This window comes from Halobacillus litoralis (assembly GCF_020524025.1).
Taxonomy (GTDB): Bacteria; Bacillota; Bacilli; order Bacillales; family Halobacillaceae; genus Halobacillus; species Halobacillus litoralis_D.
The window spans coordinates 1,002,431-1,015,594 of sequence record NZ_JAIVKN010000002.1 but is presented as its reverse complement, the minus strand read 5'-3'; the positions used below and the strand labels follow the sequence as shown (position 1 = coordinate 1,015,594).

Annotated in this window: 15 protein-coding genes; 8 read left to right on the top strand and 7 right to left on the bottom strand. The window is 43.1% G+C overall.

The window, feature by feature from the left end:
- Nucleotides 1-115: 115 nt before the first annotated feature.
- Together dnaA and LC036_RS11415 are read right to left on the bottom strand one after the other, a co-directional pair.
- Entirely contained in the window at nt 116-1,471 is a 1,356-nt protein-coding gene (gene dnaA, locus LC036_RS11420; protein ID WP_226582350.1) for a chromosomal replication initiator protein DnaA, read from the bottom strand.
- A 290-nt stretch (nt 1,472-1,761) separates the two neighbouring features.
- Nucleotides 1,762-2,061: a hypothetical protein gene (locus LC036_RS11415; RefSeq protein WP_226582348.1), complete on the bottom strand. Its 300-nt coding sequence runs from the start codon at nt 2,059-2,061 to the stop codon at nt 1,762-1,764.
- Nucleotides 2,062-2,141: 80 nt separating this feature from the next.
- On the opposite strand from LC036_RS11415, the gene rpmH reads away from it, so the two are divergent.
- From rpmH to LC036_RS11375, 8 genes are all read left to right on the top strand, one after another.
- Nucleotides 2,142-2,279: a 50S ribosomal protein L34 gene (rpmH, locus tag LC036_RS11410; protein WP_226582345.1), complete on the top strand. Its 138-nt coding sequence runs from the start codon at nt 2,142-2,144 to the stop codon at nt 2,277-2,279.
- Between the two features lie 238 nt (nt 2,280-2,517).
- Nucleotides 2,518-2,871 carry a ribonuclease P protein component gene (rnpA, locus tag LC036_RS11405; protein ID WP_226582342.1) on the top strand — a complete coding sequence of 118 codons (354 nt, stop codon included), beginning with the start codon at nt 2,518-2,520 and terminating at the stop codon, nt 2,869-2,871.
- Nucleotides 2,872-2,978: 107 nt separating this feature from the next.
- Nucleotides 2,979-3,740 (top strand): YidC family membrane integrase SpoIIIJ, encoded by a 762-nt coding sequence (gene spoIIIJ / locus LC036_RS11400; protein ID WP_226582340.1) that lies wholly within the window; start codon nt 2,979-2,981, stop codon nt 3,738-3,740.
- A complete protein-coding gene (gene jag / locus LC036_RS11395; protein WP_226582337.1) occupies nt 3,737-4,357 on the top strand; it encodes an RNA-binding cell elongation regulator Jag/EloR in 621 nt (206 codons plus the stop codon). The genes spoIIIJ and jag overlap by 4 nt, the downstream gene beginning before the upstream one ends.
- A gap of 269 nt (nt 4,358-4,626) precedes the next feature.
- Nucleotides 4,627-6,003, top strand: coding sequence for a tRNA uridine-5-carboxymethylaminomethyl(34) synthesis GTPase MnmE (mnmE, locus tag LC036_RS11390; RefSeq protein WP_226582334.1), 1,377 nt, complete (start codon nt 4,627-4,629; stop codon nt 6,001-6,003).
- A 91-nt stretch (nt 6,004-6,094) separates the two neighbouring features.
- Nucleotides 6,095-7,984 carry a tRNA uridine-5-carboxymethylaminomethyl(34) synthesis enzyme MnmG gene (gene mnmG / locus LC036_RS11385; RefSeq protein WP_226582332.1) on the top strand — a complete coding sequence of 630 codons (1,890 nt, stop codon included), beginning with the start codon at nt 6,095-6,097 and terminating at the stop codon, nt 7,982-7,984.
- 17 nt (nt 7,985-8,001) lie between these two features.
- Nucleotides 8,002-8,718: a 16S rRNA (guanine(527)-N(7))-methyltransferase RsmG gene (rsmG, locus tag LC036_RS11380; protein ID WP_226582329.1), complete on the top strand. Its 717-nt coding sequence runs from the start codon at nt 8,002-8,004 to the stop codon at nt 8,716-8,718.
- Between the two features lie 118 nt (nt 8,719-8,836).
- The gene (locus LC036_RS11375; RefSeq protein ID WP_226582326.1) at nt 8,837-9,328 is read left to right on the top strand and encodes a metallophosphoesterase family protein; all 492 of its coding nucleotides are present in this window, start codon (nt 8,837-8,839) and stop codon (nt 9,326-9,328) included.
- Between the two features lie 263 nt (nt 9,329-9,591).
- Here LC036_RS11375 and nei read toward each other — a convergent pair whose 3' ends face one another.
- The 5 genes from nei to LC036_RS11350 all read right to left on the bottom strand — a co-directional run bounded on the left by nei (nt 9,592) and on the right by LC036_RS11350 (nt 13,067).
- Nucleotides 9,592-10,425: an endonuclease VIII gene (nei, locus tag LC036_RS11370; protein ID WP_226582324.1), complete on the bottom strand. Its 834-nt coding sequence runs from the start codon at nt 10,423-10,425 to the stop codon at nt 9,592-9,594.
- Nucleotides 10,426-10,441: 16 nt separating this feature from the next.
- Entirely contained in the window at nt 10,442-11,311 is an 870-nt protein-coding gene (locus LC036_RS11365; protein WP_226582321.1) for an SDR family oxidoreductase, read from the bottom strand.
- Between the two features lie 79 nt (nt 11,312-11,390).
- Nucleotides 11,391-11,858, bottom strand: coding sequence for a hypothetical protein (locus LC036_RS11360; RefSeq protein ID WP_226582318.1), 468 nt, complete (start codon nt 11,856-11,858; stop codon nt 11,391-11,393).
- A gap of 23 nt (nt 11,859-11,881) precedes the next feature.
- Nucleotides 11,882-12,868: a DUF3231 family protein gene (locus LC036_RS11355; RefSeq protein WP_226582315.1), complete on the bottom strand. Its 987-nt coding sequence runs from the start codon at nt 12,866-12,868 to the stop codon at nt 11,882-11,884.
- Complete coding sequence (locus tag LC036_RS11350; RefSeq protein ID WP_226582313.1) at nt 12,840-13,067, bottom strand: hypothetical protein; 228 nt, start codon at nt 13,065-13,067, stop codon at nt 12,840-12,842. The genes LC036_RS11355 and LC036_RS11350 overlap by 29 nt, the downstream gene beginning before the upstream one ends.
- Nucleotides 13,068-13,164 lie beyond the last annotated feature (97 nt).

Genomic DNA, 13,164 nt, shown 5'->3' with positions numbered 1-13,164 from the left:
TAGTACTAGTATGGGCTGTGGATTTGTGGATAACCCAATTGACTCTTAGGTACTCGAGTTGTCCACATGTGGATAGTCTGTAGACGAACATGCAACTTTTGTCCACACAATCCACTTAGTGAGATTTTAATTGTTCTTTGATTTCATCAAGCTCTCTTTGCAGCTGCTGATCATCTGCTACCATTTTTGAAATCTTTTCGTGTGCATGGATAACGGTCGTATGATCACGTCCTCCAAATTCCTCCCCAATTTTAGGTAGAGAAAAGTCCGTTAATTCTCTTGATAGATACATGGCAATCTGACGAGGGAAGGCGACAGATTTTGTCCGCTTTTTCGCTGGAAAATCTTCGAGTCTCACATTGTACTTCTCCCCGACCATTTCCTGTATGGCCTCAATAGTAATCACTTTTGGTTTGGAGCTGGGAATGATGTCCTTTAAAGCTTCGGCAGCTAAAGATGCATTAATATCACTGTTGATCAATGAAGAATAGGCGACTACTCGAATAAGCGCGCCTTCTAATTCTCTTATATTGGTATCGATCTGATTGGCAATATACAGCATGACTTCATTTGGGATATCGAGTCCTTCTGCTTTGGCTTTCTTTCTAAGAATCGCAATTCTAGTTTCTAAATCAGGAGGTGTGATATCCGTAATTAACCCCCATTCGAAACGTGAACGTAAACGATCCTCTAAAGTAGGAATCTCCTTAGGTGGACGGTCACTGGAGATAACAATCTGCTTACTTTCTTCATGCAGCGTATTAAACGTATGGAAGAACTCTTCCTGAGTCTGTTCTTTTCCTGCAAGGAACTGGATATCATCAATTAACAGCACATCAACACTCCGATATTTATTGCGGAAGTTGACGGCTTTATTGTCACGAATAGAATTAATGAATTCATTTGTAAACTTCTCTGATGATAGATAAACGACTTTAGCGTTCGGATTGTGATCAAGAACGTAGTGCCCAATTGCGTGCATAAGGTGGGTTTTTCCGAGTCCGACCCCACCATAAATAAATAAAGGGTTGTAAGCTTTTGCCGGTGCCTCGGCTACAGCAAGTGAAGCTGCGTGGGCAAACCGGTTTCCAGACCCAATGACAAACGTATCGAATGTATACTTTGAGTTCAGCATGCTCTGGGGTGTTTCTTCATTCCCGTTATCCTTCGCGTTGGGAACCTTCTTTGAAGATAATTTCACATCTTCCAACGAGTCATCTTTTGACTCAGGAATAATAAATTTCGTATCTAATTCGGCTCCTGTTACTTCGTATAAGGTTTCTGTAATCAGGCTTTCATATTGGTTCTCAAGCCAATCTCTAGCGAATTCATTTGGAGCGACGATTGTCAGCGTATTGTCATTGAGTGAATCAGCCTTAGTCGCTTTCAACCAGGTCTCAAAACTAGGTTTACTGATTTTTTCTTTTATATGATCGAGTGTATTCGTCCATAACTCATTAATGTTCTCCAAATTTTTTCACCCCTCTCTGTTTCAATGGAAAACAAAAACACCCTTCGTTCTCTTTTTCGAACGTGATAAAAGGATCGAAAGGTATTTGTACAAGGTTTGTATAATATTGTCGATTTAATAATCTCTAAACGGATGTGGATGTCCGAGAATTGATTTTACTAGAGTTCTAGTTAGTTATTTTCATTGTCCACATATCTGTGCATAACTGTATAAACAGTCGTGTTAATAACTGTCCACACGTTATCCACAAACTGTGGAAAAGATTTTAACTCCCGAAAAGTGATTCACGGTTAAGCACAAACATAATACCAGATAAAACCGCCAGTTGCAATGGCTCGGATTAACTTATCCACAATATCAACGACTTGTAGAAAAGTTTCATCCACAACACTATATTTTGTGATTTTCTTGTCGATATTTGTTGTGGACAGTTGAAAGTGCAGGTAAAAAGTATACACAATAGCTGTGGATGTTCGCCAGGGGGCATTTTTGTTCGTTTTGTAAAAGAGGGGATGAAATGTGTTGTAGTACAGGTCTGTTATATAACGCCTGCTTACTCTAAAAGAGGAATTCGAAATGGACGTTGACAATTCGTTGCGTTATTTATTATAATAATCGGGACTGCCTTTTAGATGTATTATTGGAATATTACCCAGGAGGTGTATATATAATGAGTAAACGCACATTTCAACCAAATAATCGTAAGCGCAAAAAAGTACACGGCTTCCGTGCACGCATGAGCTCTGCTAATGGTCGTAAAGTTCTTGCACGCCGTCGTCGTAAAGGAAGAAAAGTTCTATCAGCCTAGGCCACTGAAAACAATCAGTGGTCTTTTTTTCAGTATATGGAGACAAAAGTGGGGCGTATGAGTCGTCCCTCTTTTGTTTTATATAGATCTTTGAGTGATAGATCATAGACTACATACACGCTTTTTGTGTGGGTGCAGGATCTTTGTCCCTCACTGATTGTAGATGGTTTCATTTTATGCTCCGTCCCATCCGGGCATTCTGAGCATATGTGCTTTATTTATATCTGGAGGGTGTTCGATGAAGAAGACTTATCGAATTAAAAAGAATGAAGAATTTCAAACGGTCTTTCAAAATGGACAGTCATTTGCGAATAGACAGCTGGTTTTATACTATATGAAAAAGGAAGAACAGACGCATTTCCGTATTGGGTTGTCTGTGAGTAAAAAACTGGGTCATGCTGTCATGCGTAATCAAATCAAACGGTATTTAAGGCAGGCCTTCCATGAACTTGAAGACGATATTCATCCCAATTATGATCTGGTTGTCATCGCTAGAAAACCATCCAATCAAATGGGATTTCATGAAATAAAGAAGAGTTTGACTCATGTATTGATGAGATCCAAGCTATTAAATAAAAAAATTGAGTGGTAAGAATATAGAATTATGCCGGGCAATAATGCTAAACTTATGATTGTCGAGACATGATCGAAAATTTCAGGTGGAAGCTTTAGGGCGATTTAAGTAAGGAGGAAGGAACGTTGCGAAATAAAATGATAGCATTGCTTGCTATGGCAGGTGTGCTTACGTTCCTATCCGGGTGTACGCAGGTCAATCAGGACATCACCCAGGATAGTACAGGATTTTGGAACGAGTATGTAGTATGGCCTTTGTCTCAAACGTTATTATTCTTCGCTGATCTATTCAGCGGAAGTTATGGTCTGGCGATTATCATCGTCACCATTATCATCCGCTTGTTATTGCTGCCGTTGAACGTCAAGCAGTTGAAAAGTTCAAAAGCCATGCAGGATATTCAACCTGAGCTGAAGGAACTTCGTGAAAAACATTCATCTAAAGATGCACAGACACAGCAGAAATTGCAGCAGGAAACGATGCAGCTTTTCCAAAAACATGGCGTCAATCCACTTGCCGGGTGTTTACCGATTATTGTTCAGATGCCAATCTTGATCGGTTTCTATCATGCCATTATGAGAACACCGGAAGTTCAAACGCATAACTTCTTGTGGCTGGAACTTGGTTCATCGGACCCGTTCCTAGCTATACTGACAGCAGGAACAACTTTCCTACAGCAAAAGTTGATGATGGCTGGCGGAGCTGCAGCGCAGAATCCGCAAATGCAGATGATGCTTTATATCATGCCGTTAATGATCGGTACATTTGCATTCTTCTTCCCATCAGCACTGGCGTTGTACTGGATTGTAGGTAACATAGTGATGATCCTTCAAACAATTTTCATTCGTAAACCAATGATGAAAGATGCGACGGGGGGAGCAGGCGAGTGAGACAAGTAACTGCTACAGGAAATTCAGTTGATGAAGCTGTCCAATCAGCACTAGAGCAATTACAGACATCAAGAGATCAAGTGGATGTGGAGATCATTGATGAAGGTAAAAAAGGATTTCTTGGATTTGGTTCCAAACCAGCGATTGTAAAAGCATCGGTGAAGAAGAATCCCGTGCAGGATGCTGAAACATTCATCTATGAAGTAGCAGAACAAATGGGCGCTCCTGTTCAAATCAAAACAAAACAACGCCAAAGAGATCTTATGATAGAACTTGAAGGCGAAAAAATAGCGATGTTAATAGGGAAGCGCGGTCAAACACTGAATTCCCTGCAATATTTGACTCAGTTAGTCATTAACCGGGAATCAGATGTTTATTACACCGTGCTGCTGGATGCGGAAGGGTATCGCGGCCGAAGAAAAGAAACGCTCGAGAACCTTGCCGGCCGATTGGCGGAAAAAGCCATTCGTACAGGCCAGGAAGTGAAACTCGAACCGATGCCATCTTATGAGAGAAAGATTATTCATAGTGCCCTGCAGAACCATAAGCAGGTTGAAACGGCATCAGACGGCAAAGATCCACGACGGCATGTCGTCATCCGTCCCCATTCTCGCTGATTAGTGCTTCTGTCCATATGGGCAGAAGTATTTTTTTGTTTTTTTAATGACTTTATCGTGAAGTATTGTTCCCTTCAAACGTGGAGAAAATGAATGGAAAAGAACTTATGCACATGTGGATAACAATAAAGCCCCCGGAAAACCACTCTCTTGTGTTGATATCTTTTCAAAACACGTGGCTGTGTGGTAAGGTAGTATGTTAGTGACAACAATAATTTACCGATTGTGGATAACTATATAGGAAGAATATATTCAGGAGGTGAGTGCGTGTGGAAACAGATACAATAACGGCAATATCGACCCCCATGGGAGAGGGAGCTATTGCGATTGTCCGGCTGAGTGGACCGGAAGCTGTCTCTATTGCTGCTTCTTTATTTAAAGGGAAAGATTTGAACCAGGTTGATTCCCACACGATGCACTACGGAAAAATTATAGACCCCGAAACAGGGGATATAGCAGAAGAAGTCATGGCGTCTGTTATGCGTGCACCAAAGACATTTACGAGAGAAGATATCGTCGAAATCAATTGTCATGGCGGCCTCGTGTCTGTGAACCGCCTGCTTGAAATTGTACTGGCCAGTGGAGCGCGTCTGGCAGAGCCCGGAGAATTTACGAAGCGTGCCTTTATGAATGGCCGTATTGATTTGTCGCAGGCAGAAGCCGTCATGGATTTGATCCGTGCGAAGACAGATCGTGCCATGGATGTCGCTTTGAAGCAGATGGACGGACGGCTCTCAAACCTCATTCAAAACTTGAGGCAGAAACTTTTGGAGACCCTTGCTCATGTAGAGGTGAATATTGATTACCCGGAGTACGATGATGTCGAGGAAATGTCTCATGACATGATGGAAGAGAAGACAAAAGAAGTCCATGAGGAAGTATCTAAGATTTTAGAAACAGCCAGACAGGGCAAAATCTTAAGAGAAGGCCTGGGCACAGCCATTATTGGCCGTCCAAATGTCGGAAAATCTTCTTTAATGAACGCTTTGGTTCATGAAAATAAAGCGATCGTTACTGAAATCCCGGGAACGACACGCGATGTGATTGAAGAGTATGTCAATGTCAGAGGGGTACCTTTACGCTTAATCGATACGGCCGGGATTAGAGAAACAGAGGATATCGTGGAGCGGATCGGTGTCGAACGATCGAGAAAAGTCTTAAAAGAAGCCGATCTAATACTGTTTGTGTTAAACTATGGCGATGAATTAACAGAAGAAGATGAAAAACTTTTTGAAGCGATTCATGACATGAATGTCATTGTTATTGTGAATAAAATGGACTTGGAACATCGACTGGACCTTGATCGAGTCAAGCAGATGGCAGGAGATCACCCGGTGATTTCCACAGCCCTGATTCGTGAAGAGGGGATTGACCAGTTAGAGCAGGCCATCAGCAACACTTTCTTTGAAGGGGATATTGATGCAGGGGATATGACCTATGTATCCAATGTGCGGCATGTTCAGTTGTTAAAACAGGCGAAGCAGTCCCTTGAAGATGCGATGAGCGGAATGGAAATCGGAGTCCCTCTCGACGTGGTTCAAATTGATGTAACGCGGACGTGGGAAATCCTTGGTGAAATCGTAGGCGATACGGTCCATGAAAGCTTAATCGATCAGCTGTTTTCACAGTTCTGTTTAGGGAAGTAGTAAAAGCGTAGAGGTACGTAACAAGTGGCACCTGCGCTTTATTGAAAATTGTATGGTTTAAGGGAAAAAACAATAAAGGAGAGTCATCCAAATGACATATGATGCAGGGCATTATGATGTAATTGTTATCGGTGCCGGTCATGCAGGAGTAGAAGCTGGACTAGCAGCTGCCAGACGTGGGGCAAAAACGTTGATGTTAACGTTGAATCTGGATTTAGTTGCTTTTATGCCATGTAATCCGTCTATAGGCGGTCCTGCCAAAGGGATTGTTGTACGTGAAGTCGATGCTTTAGGCGGTGCGATGGGGAAAGTTATAGACAAAACCCATATCCAAATGCGCCTTTTAAACACAAGAAAAGGGCCGGCGGTAAGAGCGCTGCGCGCCCAGGCGGATAAACCGCTCTATATTAAAGAGATGAAACGGGTTCTTGAAAACCAGGAAAATCTGACACTTCGTCAGGCCATGGTAGAAAAAGTCCTTGTTGAAGATAATCAGATCAAGGGAGTCGTTACGGAGACGAAAGCCGCGTACTATGCTCCTACAGTCATTGTCACAACAGGTACATTTATGCGTGGACGTGTCATTATTGGTGATTTGTCGTATGAGAGTGGGCCCAACAACCAGCGTACGACCGTTTCTCTATCTGAGCAGCTAGAGGAAATGGGTATTGAAATGGTCCGCTTTAAAACGGGTACACCTATGCGTGTGAACAGTCATACAATTGATTATTCAAAAACAGAAATTCAACCAGGAGAAGAAGAGCCACGCTCTTTCTCTTATGAGACGACCGAATTCATTACGGACCAAATCCCTTGTTGGTTAACGTATACCAATGAGCAGACTCACCAGATCATTAACGATAATTTAGGTCTTTCAGCAATGTATTCCGGTGCGATAAAAGGAACAGGACCACGATATTGTCCTTCCATTGAAGACAAAATTGTTCGTTTCAACGATAAGCCGCGTCACCAGATTTTCTTAGAGCCGGAGGGAAGAGACACAGAAGAAGTGTACGTCCAAGGTCTTTCTACATCGCTTCCTGAGTATGTCCAAAACGAAATGATGCGGACGGTGCCGGGTCTTGAAAATGCAGAAATTATGAGAGCAGGTTATGCGATCGAATATGATTCTGTCGTTCCAACGCAGCTGTGGCCAACACTTGAAACGAAGCAGGTGGAAGGCCTGTTTACAGCGGGTCAGATCAATGGAACGTCCGGCTATGAAGAAGCGGCTGGTCAAGGACTGATGGCTGGTATTAACGCAGCAGCTAAAGCCCTTGATTTAGAGCCGTTAATTCTAGATCGCTCGCAAGGTTACATCGGCGTTATGATTGATGACCTTGTAACGAAAGGCACGGGCGAACCTTACCGTCTTCTTACCTCTCGTGCTGAATTCCGTCTGATGCTCCGTCATGACAACGCAGACTTGCGCCTTACGGAAATCGGATATCAATTAGGGTTAATTCCAGAAGAACGCTACAATCGTTTCCAGGAGAAAAAGCGCCTGATTGAAGAGGAAAAAAAGCGCTTGGATAAAGTTATCCTTAAAGAAACGGAAGAAGTACAGGCTGTCATTGAGGAAGCCGGCGGTTCGAAATTAAAAGACGCCATCCGTGCAACAGACTTATTGAAGCGTCCTGAAATGAACTACAGCCATCTTGAAAGAGTAACACCTAGTGATCAAGCTCTTCCTGAGGATGTGAAGGAACAAGTCGAAATCCAGGTGAAATATCATGGATATATTAAGAAAGCACTCGAACAAATTGATCGTATGAAGAAAATGGAGACGAAAAAGATTCCAGAGGACATCGATTATGATGCCATTAACGGTCTTGCAACAGAAGCGCGTGATCGTTTGAAATCTGTCCGCCCTCTATCTGTTGGGCAGGCCTCCCGCGTCTCAGGCGTGAACCCAGCCGATGTCTCCATCCTTCTCGTCTATATTGAACAAGGCAAAATCGCCCGCGTTTCTGGGGAATAAATTGAAAGGATGGACTTATGGATACAAACACCTTTCTTAAAGCTTTACAAGAAAAAGGCATTGAATTAACAGAGAAACAGCAGAATCAATTTCATCGTTATTTTGAAATCCTGGTCGAGTGGAATGAAAAAATGAACCTTACCGCTATTACGGATCAGGAAGGCGTGTATTTGAAACATTTTTATGATTCGCTGACCGCCGCTTTCTATTATGATTTCAACCAGCCGCTCCGCATCTGTGATGTAGGAGCGGGAGCAGGTTTTCCAAGTCTGCCTTTAAAAATCGTTTTTCCTCATCTGAAGGTTACGATTGTCGATTCTTTGAAGAAAAGGATCACATTTTTGAATCACTTAGCCCATGAATTAGAACTCGATGATGTCGCTTTTTATCATGATCGTGCTGAAAACTTCGGGAAAAATGCGAATTTTCGGGAAAGCTATGATCTCGTGATGGCCCGCGCAGTGGCGCGAATGTCCGTCCTGAGTGAACTGTGTCTTCCTCTTTCAACCAAAGGCGGCCGTTTCATGGCCATGAAAGGTCCAAACTTGAAGGATGAAATGGAAGATGCAAATGCAGCGATTCAAACGGTAGGCGGGGAAGTGCTGGATGTCTATACGTTTGAACTTCCTGAAGAGGGAAGTGAACGGAATATAGCAATCATTGAAAAACGAAGAAAAACACCGAAGAAATACCCGAGAAAAGCGGGAACTCCAAATAAAACACCGATTCAATAGGTCAGAACCTCTCTATCTTTTAAAGGATAGGGAGGTTTTTTGATCCCTTTTATGGTAGGAATAGAGGAGATGAACATTGACTCTGCTTTGACTATTTCACAAAAGAGGGGACTAATTTATGAAGGTATTGGTTGTTGCGGATACGCATATGCCGAAAAAAGGAAAGACACTGCCGGACCGTCTGCTTCAGGAGCTTCCTTCTGCCGATGCTGTCATTCATGCCGGTGATTGGCAGACGGTTGAGGTCTACCGGGAGCTGGAGGGTTATGCACCGGTGACAGGGGTTTATGGCAATGTAGATGGAGAGGAGATTCAGGCTGTTTTTCCTGCTCAACAAATTGTGGAATGGCACGGGTATCGGATTGGGATTGTCCATGGGCACGGGGATAAGAAAACGACAGAAAAACGGGCGCTCGAGACGTTTGGTGATGACTCTTTAGATATTTTAATTTATGGTCACTCCCATATCCCTGTTCTCCGCTACTTTAAGAAAACGCTGTTGTTTAACCCGGGTTCCCCGACAGATAAAAGAAGGACGCCTTTCTACTCGTTCGGAATCTTGACGCTGGAAGAGGAAGGCATCCATAGTGAACATATTTTCTTTAAGTAGAATTTTTCTTATTTTGGACGATTAGTTTTGAAATTTTGGTCGAGTATTATGGGGGCCTGAAAACTACTCGCTTTCCGCGGGGAAGGCGGCAAGCCTCTTCGAGCTTCGCTCTCAGGGGTCTTGCCAGCCTATCCATTCCCGCAGGAGTCTCGCAGTTTCCAGGCCCCCATTACGAAAAAAGGCTCTCAAAACAATGGTCTGCCGATTGTCAATTGTCCGTTGAATGTACTCTCAACATAAAGAAACAAAAAAGATCCAGGGGGTTAGCGGCCATCTGGATCTTTTTGGCATGTTGGACAGTAGTAACATCTTCGGGAGGCGGCGCGGAATTTGAGGATTTCGGTGCCATCGATCCGGCAGGGGCTTCCTTCTCTGTTGAAAACCCAGTGGCGGTACTCAGAGCGTTTTTTACCCTGCTCCTTTAACCGCCCGGCTAGTTCAAGGTCTGTGGTAATTCCTTTATGGTGATAGGATCTCCATACCAGCTCCATGCATGCTTCTGCGGCTTTTTGTAACTGCTGATCTGTACAGTCTGCCGGTCTTGAAAAAGGTGAAATACCTGACACGAATAAAATTTCGCTTCTTAAATAATTTCCGATACCGGCGATAAATGATTGGTCGAGCAGAAGCGTTGTCCACTTGCGCTTTCGAAACCGCTGGTTCTGAAACCGGTGGTATAAATCCCGGGCTGTGACGGTTTCACTGAGCAGGTCAGGCCCTGTTTTTCTAATAAAAGGATGGTCCTCCACCTCTTCGTTTCTTAAAACCTCAATATCAGATGCACTGTACAATAAGGCAGATTTTTTCTCGTTATGAATGGCAAGGCGGAGTTGTCGATTTGTTTTAGGGTAATTGTAGGCGTTACGGATATACCATTTTCCATACAACTGATTATGGGAATAGATTGTAAACCCGTTATCCAGCCGGATCAGCATCGCTTTTCCTTTTGTATCTACGCGCTCGACTTTTGTTCCTTTCAGTGTGTTTTCATAGCCTTCAAGGTGTTCAAATGCAAAGGAGAGGTCAAGGATCGTTCGACCTATGAGAGCTTTTTCTACACTATCGGCTGCACGCCGTATTTCCGGTCCTTCTGGCATTGCTTCTCCTTCTTCCTCAGCTGGATGTGTATAGACCACCATTAATATGAATAAATTGTCCAGTTATATAAGTTGAATCCTCAGAAGCGAGCAGGACATAACTTCCCACATGTTCAACCGGCTGTCCGGGACGTCCCATCGGTGTATTGGTGCCGAATTCTTTTACGTCCTCTTCTGGAAAAGTGGAAGGAATCAGCGGCGTCCAAATCGGTCCTGGTGCTACGCCATTGACGCGGATTCCCTTATTAATCAACTGCTTCGCCATGGAACGGGTGAACGCTACGACGGCTCCTTTTGTAGCTGTATAGTCAACCAGGTCAGGGTTTCCTGTATAAGGATTGATGGAAGCTGTATTAATAATGGAACTTCCGTGGCTTAAATGAGGTATGGCAGCTTTTGTGAGATGGAACATCGAATAAACATTCGTTTTAAACGTACGCTCCAACTGCTCCGTAGAAACGTTTAATAAATCATCGGTCGGGTGCTGTTCTGCTGCATTGTTTACGAGGATATCCAACCGTCCAAGCTTATTTATGGTTTGTTGGACCGCATCTTTGCAGACTGATTCATCCCCAACGTCTCCCGCTATAAGAATAGCACGGCGGCCTTCTGCTTCCACCTTCTTCTTTGTATACTCGGCATCTTCGTGTTCTTCTAAGTAAGAGATAGCGACATCGGCGCCTTCTTTGGCATAACCGATAGCGACCGATCTTCCAATACCACTGTCGCCTCCTGTAATGAGTGCTACTTTTCCGGATAATTTATTTCCACTTCTATAGTCTTCATCTGCTTGAAGAGGTCTTGGAGTCATTTCTCCTTCCACACCCGGTTGTCTGGACTGTTCCTGTGCGGGCTGACCGTCTTGCTGCATGGAGTTTCGTTCCATGAAAATTCCTCCTTTATGTATGTTTAAAAACTCTTTCCACTTTTATGGAAAAGTTAAACAAAGGAATAAAGGAGGATGTCTATTTCTTATTTTTTTGGAATTGGAGCAGGATGGCCCTGAGGATTAAACCACAGGCAATTCCCGGGATTAAAAACAGGATGGGCAGCCATACCGGACCAATGATGTAACCAAATAATTCTATACGGGAAGAATAGATAAGACCGATGGTTACGGAGTAGGCAGAAAAAGCAAAGGGTAAGAAGGCATACTTCGGGCACGGCCCATCAGCATGAGAGTATGCATCCCAGACGGCAAACATGTACACACAAGGGTAGAACATGAGCCATTGATAGTTCGTAACTTCAATAGCTTTCATAATATCCCCGTGGAAGCTGTGAATAATAGCCAGGTTGAAAGAGCTGTAGAAGTTGATGATGACTTCTAACAGAATAAAGGATAACCCTTTGATCAGGTGATTGTTGAGAATCTGCCCGAACCCTGGGAAGGCAATGCTCCATAATAGAATTTCCAAACGTTTTTCTTTCATATCGATTCCTCTTCCGCTAAAGGTTATTGGATGAGTTTTTGCAGGTCTGGTGCTTGAGGTGGTTCTTCAAACCAGCCGTTATTAATCATGATATCCATTCCGTCTTTAGCGTAGATGGCAATTTCGATGGCTAAACGTTGGTAAGTGAACACGATATCATATCGTAAACTGGAAGATGCTCCTCCTGCATAATTTCCCTGTCCTGATGAGCTTAGGACACTGATGATGTACAACATTAACCGATCTGAGAAAACCGGATCTGTTTTCGTTGTCACCCAACTCGCAGAGGTCATGGGAACAGTAATACCGGATTGATCTAAGATATTTGCAAATAACTTTCGGTGTTTAATCGACAGTTTTTTGCCCTTCTGCATAAAGTTTTTAACGGTCTTGTTCTTTGTTGTCTGCCCAAAAGCCTGGCAGACGATTTCCCCTAATGCATTGTTCTTCACATTCTCGAACAGATGTGTAATCTCTATGGTGTTTAAAGAACGCTTATTAAAAGGGTGTAAATAACTTTTCCCTTGTACATATTCCAAGGGCTGCTGGATTGCAACCTGTGGAGACCGCGTGTACAGTCCTTTATTTAACGCTGTATTTACGCACCCATTATAGAGCTGAGACTGCTGTTTTACTTTGGCCGTGAAGAATTCTCTAATATCCTCCCGTGCTGAAACACTGAGGGATACACCATCAGAAGTCAGACCGACCTGCCCCATATGCTCAAGAAAGACCAGCATAAAAGAATCAGTGAAAAGTTTAGGTGCGTTTGGGTTTAAATCATCTAAGCTGTATCCATGAGGGACGGGTAAGTCAGCTTCTTCAAAAAAATGTTTGCAGTTTTCCAGTCCTTTTTCGGCAATTTCCTTGGCTAATGTGATTAATGGTTTGATATCTTTATCTTCAGTTGTCTGCTGGAAATACTCCAGTATGGGTAACGCCATACTGTTTTGTACATATTGCGTCCAGAGAATTCCAATTTCACTGGCTGTCAGCATCTTTTTGGGCATTCTGTTTTCCCTCCTGTATGGATGATTGCTCCGCTTGCTTTTCCTTCAATTCTTCTTTAAATAGAAGAAAACCCGGAAGGAATAATAAATTTAAAATAAACACATAAATCAGCAATTTGGCTAACCAGTCAACAACAAATACAGTAGCTGTAAAGATAAAAACAACGATCAATAAGGGAGAAATGTAGGCGTAGATCATGGGCTGCCTCCTTGTCTGTTTTATCCTTTCCAGACAGGTATAAATTATTACGGGCTGAGGATGATAATAAAAAGAAGTCAGACTTAGAGTAAGGAGT